The 17,998-nt window shown below is 72.0% G+C and carries 17 protein-coding genes and 1 pseudogene; 6 read left to right on the forward strand and 12 right to left on the reverse strand.

Annotated elements, in window-relative coordinates:
• Position 1: 1 nt before the first annotated feature.
• Positions 2–2,326 carry an FdhF/YdeP family oxidoreductase gene (locus tag E5083_RS08950; protein ID WP_135785049.1) on the reverse strand — a complete coding sequence of 775 codons (2,325 nt, stop codon included), beginning with the start codon at positions 2,324–2,326 and terminating at the stop codon, positions 2–4.
• Positions 2,327–2,401: 75 nt separating this feature from the next.
• Positions 2,402–2,920: an SRPBCC family protein gene (locus E5083_RS08955; RefSeq protein WP_135785050.1), complete on the reverse strand. Its 519-nt coding sequence runs from the start codon at positions 2,918–2,920 to the stop codon at positions 2,402–2,404.
• A gap of 119 nt (positions 2,921–3,039) precedes the next feature.
• Between E5083_RS08955 and E5083_RS08960 the strand changes: the two genes are divergently transcribed.
• Positions 3,040–4,041: an SDR family NAD(P)-dependent oxidoreductase gene (locus tag E5083_RS08960; protein WP_135785051.1), complete on the forward strand. Its 1,002-nt coding sequence runs from the start codon at positions 3,040–3,042 to the stop codon at positions 4,039–4,041.
• Here the strand turns inward: E5083_RS08960 and E5083_RS08965 are convergent.
• Genes E5083_RS08965 through E5083_RS08975 form a run of 3 tightly spaced genes read right to left on the reverse strand, consistent with a single transcriptional unit; the run spans position 4,031 to position 6,108 of the window.
• Positions 4,031–4,642, reverse strand: coding sequence for a class I SAM-dependent methyltransferase (locus tag E5083_RS08965; protein WP_135785052.1), 612 nt, complete (start codon positions 4,640–4,642; stop codon positions 4,031–4,033). The genes E5083_RS08960 and E5083_RS08965 overlap by 11 nt on opposite strands.
• A gap of 13 nt (positions 4,643–4,655) precedes the next feature.
• A complete protein-coding gene (locus E5083_RS08970) occupies positions 4,656–5,078 on the reverse strand; it encodes an SRPBCC family protein (protein ID WP_135785053.1) in 423 nt (140 codons plus the stop codon).
• A gap of 19 nt (positions 5,079–5,097) precedes the next feature.
• Positions 5,098–6,108 carry an aldo/keto reductase gene (locus tag E5083_RS08975; RefSeq protein WP_135785054.1) on the reverse strand — a complete coding sequence of 337 codons (1,011 nt, stop codon included), beginning with the start codon at positions 6,106–6,108 and terminating at the stop codon, positions 5,098–5,100.
• A gap of 136 nt (positions 6,109–6,244) precedes the next feature.
• On the opposite strand from E5083_RS08975, the gene E5083_RS08980 reads away from it, so the two are divergent.
• The gene (locus E5083_RS08980) at positions 6,245–7,156 is read left to right on the forward strand and encodes a LysR substrate-binding domain-containing protein (RefSeq protein ID WP_135785055.1); all 912 of its coding nucleotides are present in this window, start codon (positions 6,245–6,247) and stop codon (positions 7,154–7,156) included.
• On the opposite strand, the gene E5083_RS08985 is transcribed toward E5083_RS08980, so the two are convergent.
• Positions 7,146–8,330 (reverse strand): baeRF3 domain-containing protein, encoded by a 1,185-nt coding sequence (locus E5083_RS08985; RefSeq protein WP_135785056.1) that lies wholly within the window; start codon positions 8,328–8,330, stop codon positions 7,146–7,148. The two genes, E5083_RS08980 and E5083_RS08985, sit on opposite strands and share 11 nt — an antisense overlap.
• A 200-nt stretch (positions 8,331–8,530) precedes the next feature.
• Here E5083_RS08985 and E5083_RS31165 point away from each other — a divergent pair, with 200 nt between their 5' ends.
• On the forward strand, positions 8,531–8,704 hold the full coding sequence (locus tag E5083_RS31165; protein WP_167513496.1) for a hypothetical protein: 174 nt from the start codon (positions 8,531–8,533) through the stop codon (positions 8,702–8,704).
• 18 nt (positions 8,705–8,722) lie between these two features.
• On the opposite strand, the gene E5083_RS08990 is transcribed toward E5083_RS31165, so the two are convergent.
• The 5 genes from E5083_RS08990 to E5083_RS09010 all read right to left on the reverse strand — a co-directional run bounded on the left by E5083_RS08990 (position 8,723) and on the right by E5083_RS09010 (position 15,131).
• Positions 8,723–9,919: a sensor histidine kinase gene (locus tag E5083_RS08990; protein WP_208754016.1), complete on the reverse strand. Its 1,197-nt coding sequence runs from the start codon at positions 9,917–9,919 to the stop codon at positions 8,723–8,725.
• A gap of 288 nt (positions 9,920–10,207) precedes the next feature.
• Positions 10,208–11,896: a sodium/solute symporter gene (locus tag E5083_RS08995; protein WP_135785057.1), complete on the reverse strand. Its 1,689-nt coding sequence runs from the start codon at positions 11,894–11,896 to the stop codon at positions 10,208–10,210.
• Positions 11,893–12,018: a hypothetical protein gene (locus E5083_RS31995; protein ID WP_279632448.1), complete on the reverse strand. Its 126-nt coding sequence runs from the start codon at positions 12,016–12,018 to the stop codon at positions 11,893–11,895. The genes E5083_RS08995 and E5083_RS31995 overlap by 4 nt, the downstream gene beginning before the upstream one ends.
• A gap of 312 nt (positions 12,019–12,330) precedes the next feature.
• On the reverse strand, positions 12,331–13,152 hold the full coding sequence (locus E5083_RS09005; RefSeq protein WP_244317436.1) for a LytR/AlgR family response regulator transcription factor: 822 nt from the start codon (positions 13,150–13,152) through the stop codon (positions 12,331–12,333).
• 98 nt (positions 13,153–13,250) lie between these two features.
• Positions 13,251–15,131, reverse strand: a complete 1,881-nt coding sequence (locus E5083_RS09010) for an ABC transporter ATP-binding protein (RefSeq protein ID WP_208754017.1) — start codon at positions 15,129–15,131, stop codon at positions 13,251–13,253.
• Positions 15,132–15,239: 108 nt separating this feature from the next.
• Between E5083_RS09010 and E5083_RS09015 the strand changes: the two genes are divergently transcribed.
• Positions 15,240–16,004, forward strand: coding sequence for a crotonase/enoyl-CoA hydratase family protein (locus E5083_RS09015; RefSeq protein ID WP_135785060.1), 765 nt, complete (start codon positions 15,240–15,242; stop codon positions 16,002–16,004).
• Between the two features lie 231 nt (positions 16,005–16,235).
• On the forward strand, positions 16,236–17,321 hold the full coding sequence (locus E5083_RS09020; RefSeq protein WP_135785061.1) for a mechanosensitive ion channel family protein: 1,086 nt from the start codon (positions 16,236–16,238) through the stop codon (positions 17,319–17,321).
• 46 nt (positions 17,322–17,367) lie between these two features.
• Here E5083_RS09020 and E5083_RS32000 read toward each other — a convergent pair.
• Positions 17,368–17,493, reverse strand: a pseudogene (locus tag E5083_RS32000) (HD domain-containing protein); the annotation flags it as partial.
• 25 nt (positions 17,494–17,518) lie between these two features.
• On the opposite strand from E5083_RS32000, the gene E5083_RS09030 reads away from it, so the two are divergent.
• Positions 17,519–17,944 carry a DUF4186 domain-containing protein gene (locus E5083_RS09030; RefSeq protein WP_135785062.1) on the forward strand — a complete coding sequence of 142 codons (426 nt, stop codon included), beginning with the start codon at positions 17,519–17,521 and terminating at the stop codon, positions 17,942–17,944.
• The last annotated feature ends 54 nt before the right edge of the window (positions 17,945–17,998 follow it).

Genomic DNA, 17,998 nt, shown 5'->3' on the forward strand with positions numbered 1-17,998 from the left:
GTCAGTCGTGCCAGTGGGTGGGCTTGGTGCCGGGAGGCGGGGTGCCCGGTTCGAGCCGGACCACGATCCCCTTGGAGGTGGGCTGGTTGCTGATCGCGGCCGTGCTGTCGAGCGGCACCAGCGGCTGCACCTCCGGGTAGTACGCGGCCGCGCATCCCCGGCTGGTCGGGTAGGGGATGACCTCGAAGCCCTTCACCCGGCGGTCCACGTCGTCGTGCCAGACGCCGACGATGTCCACGAACTGCCCCCGGACCAGCCCGAGATCGACCATGTCCTCCGGGTTGATCATGATGATGTTGCGGCGGCCGTGGATACCGCGGTAGCGGTCGTTGTTGGTGTACGGGATGGTGTTCCACTGGTCGTGCGAGCGCGTGCTCTGCAGGACCAGGTGGCCGGGGGGCGCCGCGGACATGTCCCAGTCGTTGACGGTGAACATGGCCTTGCCGGTGGCGGTGGCGTACACGCCCTCGTTGACCGGGTTCGGCAGCTTGATGCCGCCCGGCCGGGCGACCCGGCGGTTGAAGTCGTAGAAGCCCGGAATGATCTGGGCCACCCGGTCGCGGATGTTGCCGTAGTCCGCCTCGAACTCCAGCCAGGGGATGTCGACCTTGTCGCCGAGGGTGCGCTCGGCCAGCCGGCACAGGATGGCGACCTCGCTGAGCAGCAGCCGGGAGGCGGGGCGGAGCTTGCCGAACGAGGTGTGCACCTCGCTGGAGGTGTTCTCCACCGTGACGAACTGGACGCCGCCCGCCTGGATGTCGATCTCGGTGCGGCCGAGGCAGGGCAGGATCAGCGCGGTCTCACCGGTGACGGTGTGCGCCTTGCTGAGCTTGGTGGAGATCTGCGCGGTGACCTTGCAGCGGCGCATGGCCGCGTCGGTGACCTCGGTGTCGGGGGCGGCGCGTACGAAGTTGCCGGCCAGCGACAGGAACACCTTGACCTTGCCCTCGGCCATCGCCTTGACGGCCTTCACCGCGTCATAGCCGTGGTGGCGGGGCGGCTCGAAGCGGAACTCGGACTTCAGGGCGTCCAGGAACTCGTCGGGCATCTGCTCCCAGACGCCCATGGTGCGGTCGCCCTGGACGTTGCTGTGGCCGCGCACCGGGCTCGCGCCGCAGCCGACCCGGCCCAGATTGCCGCGCAGCATCAGGAAGTTGATGATCTCGCGGACGGTGGGCACGCCCTGCCGCTGCTGGGTGACGCCCATGGCCCAGCAGACGATCACGCGGCCCGCGTGCATGACGTAGTCGTGGGCCTCCTCGATCTCCTCCCGGGTGAGCTGGGTGGCGGTGAGGATGTCGTCCCACGAAATGCTGCGGGCGTGCCGGGCGAACTCCTCGAAGCCCGAGGTGTGCTTGGCGATGAAGTCGTGGTCGAGGACCGTGCCGGGGTTGGCGTCCTCCGCCTCCAGCAGCAGCTTGTTGAGGCCCTGGAAGAGGGCCAGGTCGCCGCCGCTGCGGATGTGCAGGAACTGGTCGGAGATCTGGACGCCGTCGCCGATCACGCCCCGGACCTGCTGCGGGTTCTTGAACCGCATCAGGCCGGCCTCGGGCAGGGTGTTCACCGAGATGATCTTGCCGCCGTTGTCCTTGCACTCCTCGAGCGCGGAGAGCTGGCGCGGGTGGTTCGTCGCCGGGTTCTGGCCGACGAGGAAGATCAGGTCGGACTGGTAGATGTCGTCCAGCGAGACGGTGCCCTTGCCGGTGCCGAGGGTCTCGTGCAGGCCGAAGCCGCTGGTCTCGTGGCACAGGTTGCTGCAGTCGGGCAGGTTGTTGGTGCCGAAGGCGCGGGCGAAGAGCTGGAGCACGAACGCCGACTCGTTGCTGGCCCGGCCCGAGGTGTAGAAGCAGGCTTCGTCCGGCGAGTCCAGGGACTTCAGCTCGTTCGCGAGCAGGTCCAGCGCGTCGGCCCAACTGATGGGCTCGTAGTAGTCCGAGTCGGCCCGCTTGATCATGGGCTCGGTGAGGCGGCCCTGCTGGTTGAGCCAGAGGTCGGACTGCTCGTTGAGCCAGGAGACGGGGTGGGCGCGGAAGAACTCGCGGGTGATGCGGCGCCCGGTGGCCTCGTCGTTGATGTGCTTGGCACCGTTCTCGCAGTACTCGTTCATGTGCCGGTGGCCCGGTGCCGGGTCGGCCCAGGCGCAGCCGGGACAGTCGATGCCGCCGACCTGGTTCATGGTCAGCAGCGTCGTCGCCGTGGTCTTCAGCGACGCCTCGTCGAGGGAGTACTCCAGGGCGTGCGTCACCGCCGGGACGCCCGCCGCCCACTTCTTGGGCGGGCTGACGGTCAGCGGCTCGTCCGGCTCGTGCTTCGGCGCCTTCTTCATGGGAAATGCCTCTCGCTCTGTCCTGCGGCACGCAGGAGGCCGCTCGGTCGTCCGGGGTGGCGGTTCGGGCCGGCGTCAGCCCACCGGCCACTTGGGGACGCGGCTCCTGGGCGGGTCCGGCTCGGAGGGCGAGACCCGGCCGTTGTGGATGGAGCCCCGCCAGGCGCCGCTGGCGTCGCCGAGACCCTCGATGAACTCCTTGAAGTTCTCCAGGGACTCGCGGACGAGCTTGCGGGCCCGGTTCGCCGAGTCCGGCAGCCGGCCGCTGAGCCCGTGCGGCTCGATGTGCATGTTCACCGTGATCACGGTGCGGTCCGGGGCGGCCGCGCGGAAGGACACCTCGCCCCACAGCCAGGGGTGGCGTCCCACACTGCGCCAGGCGATGTGCGAATCCGGTTCCTGCTCCACGATCTCGGCCATGAACTCCTTGGTGAGGAGTCCCGTCTTCACCTTCCACCGGGTCATCGCGGGGCCGACCTGGTCCACGCGCTGCACTGCGTTCATGATCCGGGGAAAGCTCTTGAACTGGGTCCACTGGTCGTACGCGGTGCGGACGGGTACTCGGACCTCGACCGACACTTCGATGCTGCTCATGGTCCACCTGCTTCCAGGCACGGATGCATTCAGTCTTGCCGGACCGCGCACCCGTCGCCACAGCGCGGAAGGGCGCCCTCCGAGCCGCATCTGCGAGCTTTTCAGCGAGAGGTGAGGACATGACGCGTAGCGAAGACACCCTGTCGCCGGGGATGTCCGCGCTGGTCACCGGGGGTTCCCGGGGGCTCGGGCTGCTGATCGCCGGGGAACTCGCGGGTCGCGGATGCGAGGTGACGATACTCGCCAGGGATTCCGAGGAATTGGCCCGTGCGATGGGCTGGATACGCCGCCGCACCGGCCGTACGGTCCGCGCGGTGGTGTGCGACGTACGGGACGAGGGGGCGGTGACGGCGGCCGTCGACGAGGCCGCGGCGGCGTACGGCGGTCTTGACGTGGTGATCGCCAACGCGGGTGTCATCCAGGTCGCCCCGGCCGAGACGGCGGGCAGCCGCGCCTTCCACGACGCCATGGCGACGATCTTCGACGGCACCCTGTACACCTGCCTGGCCGCCCTCCCCCATCTGCGCCGCAGCCCGCACGGCGGCCGCCTCGGCCTGATCGGCTCGGTCGGCGCGCTGGTCTCCCCGCCGCACCTCGTCCCCTATTCCTGCGCGAAGGCGGCGGTACGGGCGCTGGGCGAGGGGCTCCAGGCGGAGACGGCCGGCAGCGCGGTGAGCGTGACGACGGTCCATCCGGGCCTGATGCGCACCGGCTCGCATCTCCAGGCGGAGTTCGGCGGGCAGGCGGAGGAGGAGTACGCCTGGTTCTCCACCCTCTCCGGCACACCGGTGCTGTCCATGGACGCGGAGCGCGCCGCGGAGAAGGTCGTCCAGGCGGTGGAACGCCGCCGCACCCGCGCGGTCCTCACCCCGGCGGCCCGCCTGGCCTCGGTGGCCCACGGCGTGGCCCCCGCGGCCACCACCCGGGCCACCGGCCTCGCCGCCCGCACCCTCCCCCATCCCCCGAGGGACGACAACCCCCACCCCCTACGCCAGGGCCACGCCCTCAGCTCCCCCCGAACCCCCTGGCGCCGAGCCCTCAACAAAGCAGGCCGAGCCCTGAACGACCGCGCGTCCCACCGCTACAACCAACGCACACCGGGACCGCCGACTAGCGCGTGAGGGGTTTGCGCCAGGTGAGCGAGTACCGGCGCAGCACATGCCGCCGATACCGCACACCGGGCAGCAACTCCCGCGCGACGCCGCGCACTTCCCCGTAGCTCATCTCCGCGTCGGCCACCGGCATCCCCTCGGGCGTGGTCGCCCGGCGTACGGCCTTGGTGACCCGCATGACGGGAGCCGCCGCGAGGAACGCCGCCCACTCGCCGGCGCTCTTCTCCCGCGCGAGCCCCACGATCACCAAGGTGCCCCCCGGACGCAGCAGTTGCCGCATCCGGAGCAGGGCGCCGGTGAAGTCCATGTGGTGGACGGTGGTCACCGAGCAGATGAAGTCGTACCCCTCGGCGGGGAGGTCGGCGGTCAGGAAGTCGCCCCGCAGGAACCGCAGGCCCGGCCGGTCGCCCGCGAGGTCGCGGGCGCGGGCGATCATCTCCGGTGACAGGTCGACCCCGGTGACACGCGGCACGCGGGCCGCGAGCTTGCGCGCCAGCAGCCCGTCCCCGCAGCCGACGTCCAGCGCGTCCCCGCAGCCGGGCGGCACCTGGCGCAGGATGCCGGGGTGGCGGGCGACGTTGGTGTTCCAGTACGGGTCCGGGGTCCGCATGCCGGCATCGTAGCTACGCCTGCTCGCGCAGCGTGCGCTCCAGGGCTGCCAGCCCCTCGGTGTAGATGCCGTGGAACAGGGCGACCGCCTCCTCGTCCGTGGCGCCTGCCGGGGTGAAGGTGCCGGACCACTCGATGCGGGCGGTGCCCGTGTCGGGGAGGGGGTGGACGGTGAGGGTGGAGAGGTAGTCGGTGACCGGGAAGGGGGCCTTGAGGATGGTGTACGTGTAGGTGCGTGCGGCCTCGTCGAAGGCGGTCAGGCGTTCCAGGATGGTGTCGCCCTCGGCGTTGGTGAGGGTGCGGACGCGGCCGCCCTCGCTGAGGGTGCTGGCCGGGATATAGGGGAGCCAGTCGGGCAGGGAGCCGAAGCCGCCGATGAGGTGCCAGACGTGGTCGGGGGTGTGGGGGACGTCGATGTGGGTGCTCGTGCTTGCCATGGGGTTTCTCCCGTAGGGGTCAGACGGTGGAAACAGGGGCGGCGGCGGAGATCAGGTTCTCCGCGCGCAGGTCCGCCCAGAACGCGGCCGGGACGGTCTCGTGCAGTGCGGCCACGTCCTCGGCGATACGGCTGGGCCGGGTCGCGCCGGGGACGACGGCGGCGGTGGCAGGGTGGGCCAGGGCGAACTGGAGGGCCGCCGCCTTGATGGAGACGCCGTGCCGCTCGGCCAGCGCCTTGATCCGGTCGACCTTGTCGAGGATGGCCTTCGGGGCCTCCTGGTACTCGAAGTGCCGCCCACCCGCGAGCACACCGGAGCTGTAGGGACCGCCGACGACCATGTCGACCCCCTGCTCGGCGGCGGCCGGCAGCAGCCGCTGGAGCGCGCGGTCGTGGTCGAGCAGGGTGTAGCGGCCGGCCAGCAGGAAGGCGTCCGGCCGGGGCTCGTCGAGATCGAGGGTCAGCTCGATCGGCTCGACCTTGTTGACCCCGAGCCCCCACGCCTTGATGACGCCCTCGTCGCGCAGCTTCTGCAGCACCCGGAACGCACCGGTGCGCGCACTCTCGTACCGCGCCAGCCACTGGTCGCCGTGGAAGTCCTGGGCGATGTCGTGGACCCAGACGATGTCCAGCCGGTCGGTGCCCAGCCGCTTCAGGCTGTCCTCGACGGAGCGCAGGGTGGCGTCGGCGGTGTAGTCGTCGGTCATCCGGTTCGGGCGCCCGTGCTCGAAGAGCCCGCCCTTCTCACCCAGCTCACGGGCGGCCGGGTCCTCGACGTCGTCGTGGATGACGCGGCCGACCTTGGTGCTGAGGACGTACTCCTCGCGCGGGCGCCCGGCGAGCGCCTCGCCGAGGCGTATCTCCGACAGCCCGGCGCCGTAGAAGGGCGCGGTGTCGAAGTAGCGGATGCCCTGGTCCCAGGCGGCGGCGACGGTCGCGGCGGCCTCTTCCTCGGGGATGGCCCGGAACATGTTGCCGAGCGGGGCGGTGCCGAAGCCCAGGGGACCGGGGAGGAGGGACTTGATGCCCATGTGAGCGTGATCCTTGCCTTTACGGGGTTTCGCGGCCTTTGCGATGGTCCACGCTGCTTGCCCTGTCGAGGCTAGGATCGAAGCTTGAGACTGTCCAAGACTTGCTTGGACACACTTGAGTCCCTGGAGGTCTCACATGCTGGATCTGCGCCAGCTCCGCTATTTCGTGGTCGTCGCCGAGGAGGAGCACGTGGGCCGCGCGGCCGAGCGCCTGCACATCTCGCAGTCCCCGCTCAGCCGCCAGATCGCCCAGCTCGAGAAGAACCTCGGCCTGACCCTGTTCGAGCGCGGCCAGCAGCGTATCCGGCTCACCGCCGACGGGCGGGTCTTCCTCTCCGAGGCGAAGGCACTGCTCCGGCACGCCGACCGCCTGGAGAACCTGGGCCGCCGGCTCGGCCGGGGCGAGGAGGGCGGGCTGTGCATCGGGTACACGGTCGACGCCATGCACACCGGCGTGCTCCCCCGCGCACTCCGGGAACTCCAGGACGAACGCCCCGGCATCCACGTAGCCCTCTACAACGTCCCCGCCGCCGAGCAGTTCGAGGGCCTGCGGAGGCGCAGCCTCGACATCGCCCTGGTCCCGGAACCGCCCGCCGAGGACGACCCGGATCTGAAGGCCGCGCTGCTGCTGGACGACCCGCTGCTGCTGGCCGTCCCCACCGGCCACCCGCTCGCGGAGTCGGCCGAGGTCGCCCCGGCCGACCTGGAGGCGCAGCCGTGGATCGCGGTGGAGAACAGCCGACGCCCGGCCTGGCGCGACGAGTTCATCGCCGCCTGCGCCGCCGCCGGGTTCACCCCCGACATCCGGCTGGAGGCGTCCGAGCCGCTGACCGCGCTCGGCCTCGTCGCCTCCGGCCTCGGGGTGGCGCTGATCCAGCGGAGCATGCTGCGCGGCCCGGTCGCGGGGGTGACGGTACGCGAACTGCCCTGGCTGGACATGTCCGTTCGGCTCTGGGCGGCCTGGCACCAGATCGATCTGCGGCCCGTGGTCGCCTCGTTCCGTACGACCGTGCTGGACACCCCCGACCAGCACAAGGTCAGTACCTGAGCAGCGCCGCCACTCCCCCCGCCTCGGCGAGGGTGCCGTCGGGGACGAACAGGACCTGGGAGTCGGCGTCGACGGCGCGGTCGACCAACTGCTCGATGATGTCGGTGGCCACGCCCATGGTGTGCGGGGGCGGTTCGACGTCCGGCCTGGGTTCGGGCAGCGTGACCGGCTCGGGCACCTCGACCAGTTCCAGCACCCGGCCGTCCCCGGTGATCCGGCCCGCGAGGTCGAGCCCCTCCTCCACGATCAGCCGTGCCACCCGCTTGTCCGCTACGGCCGTCCAGACCTCCTGCGGCCCGCCCGCGTACTTGCCGAGCCCGCGCGCCTCGCCCAGCGCGTCGACGGCCTCCGCGACCTGCTTCTCACGGAACTCGGTGAGGACCGGCTCCAGCCGCTTCATCAGGTCGGCGGCCCGGTCCTTGTCCATCCCGGTCAGCGGCAGCGTGCCCGCGATCATGTCGCCGTGCGTGGTGACGTCCCTGAACGCCGAGAGGGTCTTGTCGCCGCCGATGACGAACAGCGGCAGATCGCCGTCGTGCTCCTCGATCGCGTCGCCGAGCCGCTTGTCGACCCTGCGGAGGTACTGCTCGAGCCGCTCCCTGTGCCCCTCGTACGGCGGGGCGTGCGGGATCGGGCCGGGCAGCGCGTCCTCCGGCGACGGGATCTCCGGCTCGCACGGGAAGCCGTGGTGCTCGACCTCGTCCAGGCGCTTGACCGAGCCGTGGTACAGGCGGCACAGCTCCTGGTCCAGCACGAGCACCAGGAACGGCCGGGACCGCTGCTCGGCGGCCTCCAGATACCGCGTCAGGAACTGGTCGGCGAACTCCACACGCGGGCGCACCGGCGCGAGGGACGTCATCTGCCAGACCTGGACCGGCTCGTCGGCGGCCACGTAGACCACCATGGCGTCGTCCGGGTGGAAGGGGTCGGCCACCTGCTCGATCACCGTGGTGTCCAGCATGTGGTTCCGCAGCTCCAGCCGGGTCTCCCGCGAGACGTCGGGGTCCTCAGCAAGGCGGCGCTTGGCCTCGGTGACGAGGTCGCGCAGCATGATGCGGTCCTTCTCGCTGAAGGGGAAGTCCGGGTCGGTCGGCATCACCAGGGTGATGGCGGGGTACGGCCTCGGCTCGCTCAGAGCGGCACGGATCTCAGGAGTCAGCTCAGAGGTATGCACCAAGTCAGCGTCGCACCGCGCCCCCGCGCCCGCACCTCGAAACGGGGTCCGGCCAGGTCGCCCGAATGGCGGAGCGGGAATACCATATTCCGTAACGAAACGGGCGCCGTCGTACGCCGGTGACCGGATCTTTTCTGGACATATCTCCCAAGACACATCTCCCGGGACACGCAGACCTGATGCGAGCGAGGAGTCGAGTCATGCGTAAGAACTCTCCCGTGAAGGGGCATCACGGCCTGGGCGCGCGGGGACAGGGCAAGTTGCTCTACTACCACACCCAGATCCCCGAGGCAGCGGCCCGCCAGGCGAAGGACCAGCAGCATTACCAGCGCCAGCAGCAGGAGCGCAAGCAGTCCAACGGCCGCTGGACCTGACCGTCCACCCCTGGCGTCTCACCCCTGGCGCGAGCCGGGGCGGAACTTCGGGACCCGTACGGTGATCTTCGTGCCGGCACCCACGCCGGTCTCGATGACCAGACCGTACGGGTCTCCGTACACCTGGCGCAGCCTGCGGTCGACGTTGCTCAGGCCGATGCCGGTGTCCGGTCCTGCGGTGCCGCGCAGCAGGGCGCGCAGGCGGTCCGGTTCCATGCCGACGCCGTTGTCCTCGATGACCACGCGGGCCTCGGTGCCCTCGTCCTCCGCGATGATCGTGATGCGGCCGCGCTCGGCGGACTCCTCAAGACCGTGTTTGAGCGCGTTCTCCACGAGCGGTTGCAGGCACAGGAACGGCAGGGTCACCGGCAGCACCTCGGGCGCGATGCGCAGGGTGACGGCGAGACGGCGGCCGAAGCGGGCGCGGGCGAGTTCGAGGTACTGCTCGATGGAGCGCAACTCCTCGGCGAGCGTGGTGAAGTCGCCGCCTCTGCGGAACGAGTAGCGGGTGAAGTCCGCGAACTCCAGCAGGAGTTCACGGGCCCGCTCGGGGTCGGTGCGCACGAACGAGGCGATGCTCGCCAGGGAGTTGTAGATGAAGTGGGGGGAGATCTGCGCGCGCAGGGCACGGATCTCGGCCTCGATCACGCTGGAGCGGGCCCGGTCCAGGTCGACGAGTTCGAGCTGTACGGAGACCCAGCGGGCGACCTCCTCGGCGGCGCGGCGCAGTCCCCCGGACTCCCCGTCCCCGAACGCGGCGAGCACCCCGGTGACCCGCCCGTCCACGGTCAACGGCGCGAGCACGCCCTGCCGTACGGGGCAGTCGGGGTGCGCACAGTCCAGTTCGACCCGCTGGGTACGCCCCGCCCGCACCACGGAGGCCAGCCGCTCGGTGACCTCGGCGCGGTGGTGTTCCCCCGCCCCGTCCCACGCCAGTACGTTCTCCTCGTCCGCGAGCGCGAGCGCCCCGGCACCGAGCAACGGCCGCAACCGCCGAGCCGCCTTCCGAGCGGTGTCCGGGGTGAGCCCGGCCCGCAGCGGGGGCGCGGCGAGCGAGGCGGTGTGCAGGGTGTGGAAGGTGGCCTGCTCGACGGGCGTACCGGGCCCCGCCGGGTTCGCCTGCTGCCGCCGAAGCGCGACATGCCCCAACGCGGCCCCCAGCACGAACAACGCGAGCCCCGCGACAGCCAGCAGCAAGACCGCGAGCACACTCAGGTCCGCCACTTCACCCACCCTCCGGGGGCCCACAGCCGCGCCACGGCGGCGGCTGCCCGCCGCGCGCTCGCCAACGCCAGGTGGCCGGCAAGCACGGCCCCGCCCGGCGAAGCCACCGCCGGCTCCTTCCCCACCCCGCCCCTCCGGCAGATACAGCCGCGCCACGGCGGCGGCTGCCCGCCGCGCACCCACGCGCGCCGACCGGCGCCGGACGGCCGGCGGGACCAGCGAGCACGGCCCCGCCCGGCAAGGCCAAAGCCGATTCCGACCACGCTTTCTACGCCCACCTCACACCCGCCCCTCCGGCAGATGCAGCCGTGCCATCGTGGCCGCCGTTCCCGCCGGGACCCGGCGCCTGGTGGCCAGGGAGACCAGGATCATCGCCGTGAAGCCGACCGGGACCGACCAGACGGCGGGCCAGGCCAGCAGCGTGTGCGTCCAGCCGGAGGACGTGCTGCCCGTGATGGTCGTCGTGACGGCGGTGAGGGCCGAGCCGCCGCCGAGGAGGAGGCCGGCGATGGCACCGGGTGGGGTGAGCCCGCGCCACCAGATGCCGAGGACGAGCAGGGGGCAGAAGGAAGAGGCGGAGACGGCGAAGGCCAGCCCGACCGCATCGGCCACCGGCAGCCCGCCGACCACCGTCCCGGCGGCGGTGGGGACGGCGATGGCGGGGACGACGGCGAGCCGGAAGTGCCTCAGGCCCAGCGCCGGGAGCACGTCCTGCGCGAGCACCCCGGCGACGGACATGGTGAGCCCGGAGGCGGTGGAGAGGAAGGCCGCGCAGGCCCCGCCCGCGACCAGCGCGCCGAGGAGGTCGCCGCCGACCCCGCCGATCAGCCGTTGCGGCAGCACGAGCACGGCGGCGTCGGTGTCGCCGGTGAGCAGCAGGTCGGGCGCGTACAGCCGGGCCAGCGAGCCGTACAGCGGCATCAGCAGATAGAACGCGCCGAGCAGGCCGAGCACGATGACGGTGGTGCGGCGGGCGGCGCGCCCGTCGGGGTTGGTGTAGAAGCGGACGACCACGTGGGGCAGGCCCATCGTGCCGAGGAAGGTGGCGAGGATCAGCCCGTAGGTGGCGTACAGCCCGTGTTCGGCGCCGCTCGGGGCGAGCGAGGCGGAGCCCGTCGCCCGGTCGGGCAGCGGCACTTGGGCGCCTACGGGAAAGTGGAGGTCGGTGTGCGCGCCGATGTGGTGGCGGCCCTCGGTGAGGTTGAGCGCGGCCCCGCGCAGGGGGTGCCCGTCGATGCTGCCGGTGGCGGTGACCCGTACGGCTTCCTGGACGGTGACGGTCACCGGGTGGTCGACGCGGACCTCGGTGGACCGGTGGAAGACGGGCCGCTCGTCCCAGGCGGGCAGCGGGGCGCGGTCGGCGTGCCAGGCGGCGAGCAGGAAGACCACGGGCACCAGCAGCGCGGTGAGCTTGAGCCAGTACTGGAACGCCTGGACGAAGGTGATGCTGCGCATCCCCCCGGCCGCGACCGCGGCGGTCACCACGACGGCGACGACCAGCCCCCCGAGCCAGCCCGGCGCACCGGTGAGCAGCCGCAAGGTCAGCCCCGCGCCCCGCAGTTGGGGCAGCAGGTACAGCCAGCCCACGCCCACCACCAGCACCCCGGCGATCCGCCGCACCGCCCGCGACTCCAGCCGGGCCTCCGCGAAGTCGGGCAGCGTGTAGGCGCCGGACCGGCGCAGCGGGGCGGCGACGAAGGCCAGCAGGACGAGGAACCCGGCGGTGTACCCGATGGGGAACCAGAGCATGTCGACGCCCTGCGCGAGCAGCAGCCCGGCGATCCCGAGGAAGGAGGCGGCGGACAGGTACTCCCCGCTCACCGCGAAGGCGTTGAGCCGGGGCGCGACGGTACGGGAGGCCACGTAGAAGTCGGAGGTGGTCCGGGAGATCCGCAGCCCGAGCGCGCCGACCAGTGCCGTGGCCAGCACCACGGCGGACACCCCGGCGATTCCGTAGGTCTGGTTCAACGCCCGCTCACGTCAACCTCGTTGCGCTCGGCGCGGCGGACGTACCAGGCGCCGGTGGCGACCAGGACGGGGTACGGCGCGACACCCAGCAGCAGCCAGACGGCACCTTGACCCGTCGGCAACAACCGGAATACCAAAGGAAACAGCCCCAGCGGCAGGGCGAGCAGGGAGCACGCGATGAGACCGACACGAACCTGACGCCGCATCAACTTCCGCACAGTGACGTCATCATGCGCGGAGGAGTCCGAGTACGCGGCCCGTGTACGCCCGGCCGGAGCCCCGGTGACCACCTCCCGGCGCGGGGTGGGTTCCGCCCCCATGACGCACCCCCCGAGACCCCGGTGATCACCTTGTTGCGGCGAGTGTACGCAGCACGTCCGGGGTGAGACAGGGTCCTGGCGGGTTCGGCACAGGGTCGCCACAGCGCGCCGGACTCAGCGGGCCCGGGCGGCGGTGCCGGTGGCGCGGCGGGCCAGCAGATCGCGCAGTTCGCGGGCGTTGCGACGGCTGACGGGAAGGATGCGGTCCCCGACCCGGACGGTCAAGTTGCCGCCGTCCAGCCGGAGTTCCTCGATCCGGTCGACCGCGACCAGATGGCTGCGGTGGATGCGCACGAACCCGTTCGTGCGCCACTGCTCCTCCAGCGTGGACAGCGGTACGCGGACCAGGTGGCTGCCGCGCCGGGTGTGCAGCCGGGCGTAGTCGCCGTGTGCCTCGGCGTAGGCGATGTCGGCGACGGGCACGAACCGGGTCACCCCGCCCAGTTCCACCGGGACTTGGCCCCCGCCGGGCGGTGCGGCCGGCTGGGCGCGGGGGCCCTGGCCGGCGTGGGTCAGCTCGGCCACCCGGCGCACGGCCTCCGCGAACCGCTCCTTGCGCAGCGGCTTGAGGAGATAGTCGACGGCCTTGAGGTCGAAGGCGCGGACGGCGAAGTCCTCGTGGGCGGTGACGAAGACGATGAGCGGCGGCGCGGCGAACCCGCCCAGCAGCCGGGCCAGTTCGAGCCCGTTGAGCCCCGGCATGTTGATGTCGAGGAAGACCACGTCGACCGCGTCCGCGCCACCCTCCACGGCCCGGCTGAGGGTGCGCAGTGCCTCGGTCGCCTCCAGCGCGGGCAGCACGCTGCCGACGCGGGGGTCCTGGTCGAGCAGGTACAGCAGCTCCGAGAGCGCGGGTTCCTCGTCGTCCACGGCGAGGACCCGCAACAGGCCCTCGCCGTGGCCGCCTTGTGCCTCGGCCTGCCGCGTCCCGCTCATCCCCGCCGGTCCCTCTCTCCCGTGTCCGTGGGAGGAATGGTGGGCCCTCGCGCGGGTGGCGTCCAGCACGGCGACGCGGCGATTCACCGGGGCCGGGATCAGGCCACCGGCACTGTCTCGCCGTCCTTCCGGGCGAACTGGGTGCGGTACAGCTCGGCGTACCGGCCCCCGGCGGCGAGGAGCTGGTCGTGGGTGCCGCGTTCCACGATCCGGCCGGCCTCCACGACGAGGATCTGGTCGGCGGCGCGGACGGTGGAGAGCCGGTGGGCGATGACCACGGCGGTGCGGTCGTGGAGCGCCTCGGTGAGGGCCTCCTGCACGGCCGCCTCGGAGGTGTTGTCGAGGTGGGCGGTGGCCTCGTCGAGAATGACGACGCGCTGGCGGGCGAGCAGCAGCCGGGCGATGGTCATGCGCTGACGTTCGCCGCCGGAGAGCCGGTAGCCGCGCTCGCCGACGACCGTGTCGAGCCCGTCCGGCAGGGACCGTACGACCCCGTCCAGCCGGGCCCGGCCGAGCGCGTCCCACAGTGCGTCGTCCCCGGCGTCGGGGCGGGCGAGGAGCAGGTTGGCGCGGACGGTGTCGTGGAAGAGGTGGCCGTCCTGGGTGACCATGCCGACGGTCGCCCGCAGCGACGCCGCGCTGAGGTCGCGTACGTCGACACCGCCGACCCGTACGGCGCCGCCGTCGGTGTCGTACAGCCGGGGCAGGAGCGCTGCGATGGTGGACTTCCCGGCGCCGGAGGAGCCGACCAGGGCGACGGTCTCGCCGGGGGCGGCGCGGAAGGAGACACCGTGCAGCACCTCGGCGCCGCCGCGTACGTCGAGTGCGGCGACCTCCTCCAGCGAGGCCAGGGAGACCTTGTCGGCGGCCGGATAGGCGAAGCGCACGTCGTCGAACTCGATGGCGACCGGGCCGTCCGGCACCGCGACCGCGCCGGGTTTCTCCGCGATGAGCGGCTCCAGGTCCAGCACCTCGAAGACCCGCTCGAAGCTGACCAGCGCGCTCATCACCTCCACCCGCGCCCCGGCGAGCGAGGTGAGCGGGGCGTAGAGCCGGGTGAGCAGCAGGGCGAGGGAGACGACGGCGCCGGCCTCCAGGGTGCCGCGCAGCGCGAACCAGCCGCCGAGGCCGTAGACGAGGGCGAGCGCGAGGGCGGAGACCAGGGTGAGGGCGGTGATGAACACCGACTGGGCGGTGGCGGTGCGCACACCGATGTCCCGGACCTGGCCGGCGCGGGCGGCGAACTGGGCCGACTCCTCCTCGGGGCGGCCGAACAGCTTGACGAGGGTGGCGCCGGGCGCGGAGAAGCGTTCCGTCATCCGGGTGCCCATGGCCGCGTTCAGCTCGGCCGCCTCGCGCTGCATCCGGGCCATGCGGGTGCCCATCCGGCGGGCGGGCAGCACGAACACCGGCAGCAGGACCAGGGCGAGGAGGGTGATCTGCCAGGACAGGGCGAGCATGACGGCGAGGGTGAGCAGCAGCGTGACCACGTTGGTGACCACGCCGGACAGGGTGGAGGCGAAGGCCCGCTGGGCGCCGATCACGTCGTTGTTGAGGCGGCTGACCAGGGCGCCGGTGCGGGTGCGGGTGAAGAAGGCGACGGGCATCCGCTGGACGTGGTCGAAGACGGCGGTGCGCAGGTCGAGGATGAGCCCCTCCCCCAGCGTCGCCGACAGCCGCCGGACCAGGATGCCGAGCCCGGCCTCGGCGAGCGCGACCGCCGCGATGAGCAGCGAGAGCCGGACCACCCGGCCGGAGTCGTGGCCCGCCACGATGGCGTCGACCACGCGTCCGGCGAGCACCGGGGTGGCGACCGCGAGCAGGGCGGTGACGATGCCGAGCAGGACGAACCGGGTGATGCCCGCGCGGCGCGGTCGGGCGAAGGCGGCGATGCGGCGCAGCGTGGCGCGGGCGAGGGGCCGGCGCTGCTGCTGCGCGGTCATCACGCTGTGCAGTTGCGTCCAGGCGGTGGTTTCCATGCTCATGCGTCCAACGTAGGACCTCAAGTTTGCTTGAGGTCAACCGTTCGGGGTCAAAGTGCGGCACAGTGGCCCCTCCAGCAGCTCGGCGAGGCGAGGAGGAGCCCGGTGCCGGTTCGGGTGGAGACGCACGGTCATGTGACGACGGTCGTCCTGTCGCGCCCGGCGGCGCGCAACGCGGTCGACGGCCCGACGGCGGCCGAACTGGCCGCCGCCTTCCAGGCGTTCGAGGCGGACGAGCATGCGCGCGTGGCGGTGCTGTGGGGCGAGGGCGGTACGTTCTGCGCGGGCGCCGATTTGAAGGCGATCGGCACCGGGCGCGGCAACCGGGTCGCGCCGGACGGCGACGGCCCGATGGGCCCGACCCGGATGCGGCTGTCCAAGCCGGTGATCGCGGCCGTGGCCGGGCACGCCGTGGCGGGCGGTCTGGAGCTGGCCCTGTGGTGCGACCTGCGGGTGGCGGAGGAGGACGCGGTGTTCGGCGTCTTCTGCCGCCGCTGGGGCGTCCCCCTGATCGACGGCGGCACGGTACGGCTGCCCCGGCTGATCGGCAATGGCCGGGCCATGGACATGATCCTCACCGGCCGCCCGGTCCCGGCCGCCGAGGCGCACGCCATCGGCCTCGCGGACCGTGTCGTCCCGCCGGGACGCGCCCGCGCCGAGGCCGAGGAGCTGGCGGCGGCCATCGCCCGCTTCCCCCAGGACTGCCTGCGCTCCGACCGCGCCTCGGTACTCGACCAGGAGGGCCTTTCCGAGGAGGACGCCCTCCAGCGCGAACTCCGGCACGGAACAGCCGTGTTGGACGAGTCCCTGCACGGCGCGCGCCGGTTCGCCGAGGGCGCCGGACGGCACGGCTCGTACACCGGCCTCTGAACCGGCGGGTGTTACCCCGAGTACGCCCGACGGACGTGGTGGACGGCACGTCGCAGCACCGCCGTTCCGGTCGGGAACACCCGCCGGGATACGGCAGGATGACGATCAACCGCGCCCGCCGGTGACCGGTGTGCGGCGCGCCACGGCACATCCCGGACTTCGAGCAGGTGACAACGTGACGAGACTTCACAGCAGGCTCCACACCGCCGTTTCGGCTACCGGAGGCGCCCGGTGAACCGCACGCCGACCCTGGACGACCTGGTCCTCGCCGGTATCGCGCTGGCCGCCGGCCTGGTGCTGGCCTTCCTGTCCCGCACGGTCCTGCGCTGGCTGGCCAAGCACGCCAAGCGGACCCGCTGGAGCGGTGACGACGTCATCGTGGACGCGCTGCGGTCGGTCGTGCCGTGGGCGGCGATAGCGGGCGGCATCGCGGTGGGCGCGGCCGTGCTGCCGCTGACCCGTACCGTGCAGCACCACGTCAACCAGTCCCTCCAGGTCTGGCTGATCTTCGTGGTGACCCTGTCGGCGGCGCGGGTGATCGCGGGCCTGGTGCAGAGCGTCACCCAGTCCCGCTCGGGGGTGGCGGGCTCGGCGACCATCTTCGTCAACATCACCCGCGTCCTGGTGCTGGCCATCGGCTTCCTGGTGGTGCTGCAGACCCTCGGCATCTCGATCGCCCCGCTGCTCACCGCGCTGGGCGTCGGCGGTCTGGCGGTCGCGCTGGCGCTCCAGGACACGCTGGCCAACCTGTTCGCCGGCATCCACATCCTCGCCTCCAAGACCGTGCAGCCCGGCGACTACATCCGGCTGAGCAGCGGCGAGGAGGGGTACGTCGTCGACATCAACTGGCGTCAGACGACCGTGCGCCAGCTCTCCAACAACCTGGTGGTCATCCCCAACGGCCAGCTCGCCAAGACCAACATGACCAACTTCACCCGCCCCGAGCAGGAGCTGACGGTGCTGGTGCAGGCGGGGGTGAGCTACGACTCGGACCTGGAGCACGTGGAGAAGGTCACGGCGGAAGTCGTGAACGAGGTGATGACCGAGATCACCGGTGCCGTCCCGGAGCACGAGGCCGCGATCCGCTTCCACACCTTCGGGGACTCCCGGATCGGGTTCACGATCATCCTGGGCGTCGGGGAGTTCAGCGACCAGTTCCGGATCAAGCACGAGTTCATCAAGCGGCTGCACCGCCGCTACCGCGAGGAGGGCATCCGCATCCCGGCCCCCACCCGTACGGTCGCGCTCCAGCAGGGCTCGGTGCTGATACCGCACCAGCGCACGGCCGACGACGTCCCGGCACCGTCCGAGCAGTGAGCGCTGTGGCGGCGCCCTCCCGGCCGGGGGCGCCGCCCGCGCTGTCGTGCAGCGGGGTGTCACCGGCGTAGGTCTCCACCAGGTCGTGCAGCAGCACCAGCTCGACGGTACGGCCCACGTCGACGGGTTCGTCGGAGTGCTCGGCGTCGTGGCACGCGCGGCCGGGGCTCACGCCACCGGGCTAAGCTCGAAATAGTATGACTTCTTCCCGCGATCCCGAGCCGGCGCCCGACCCCGAGCCCTTCACGCCGCCCTCCCCCGCCGAGCTGGACGCCCGGCTCGACTCGATCACCCGGCAGCCGTTCCGGGCCAGGTTCCACCTGCGCGGACGCGACCGGGTCACCGCCGAGCTGAAGGGCCCGGCCACCATCCGCTGGCACGCGTACGACCTGATCGCCGGGCGGCTCGCCCCGGCCCGGCCGTACAAGGACGGCAAGCAGACCCCGTACCGGGGCCATCCCGTCTTCGTCGCCCAGCACGCCACCGGGACCTGCTGCCGCACCTGTCTGCTGCGCAACCACGGCATCCCCAAGGGCCGGGACCTGACCCGCGCCGAGCATGTGTACGTGGTGGAGGTGATCTGCCGCTGGATCGAGCGGGAGATGACCGGCGGCGCGCGCTGAGCGGTCGGGCGCGGACCCCTGTCGAACCGGACCCGGTCACGAGATATCTTGATG

This window comes from Streptomyces bauhiniae, assembly GCF_004784475.1.
GTDB classification, from domain to species: domain Bacteria; phylum Actinomycetota; class Actinomycetes; order Streptomycetales; family Streptomycetaceae; genus Streptomyces; species Streptomyces seoulensis.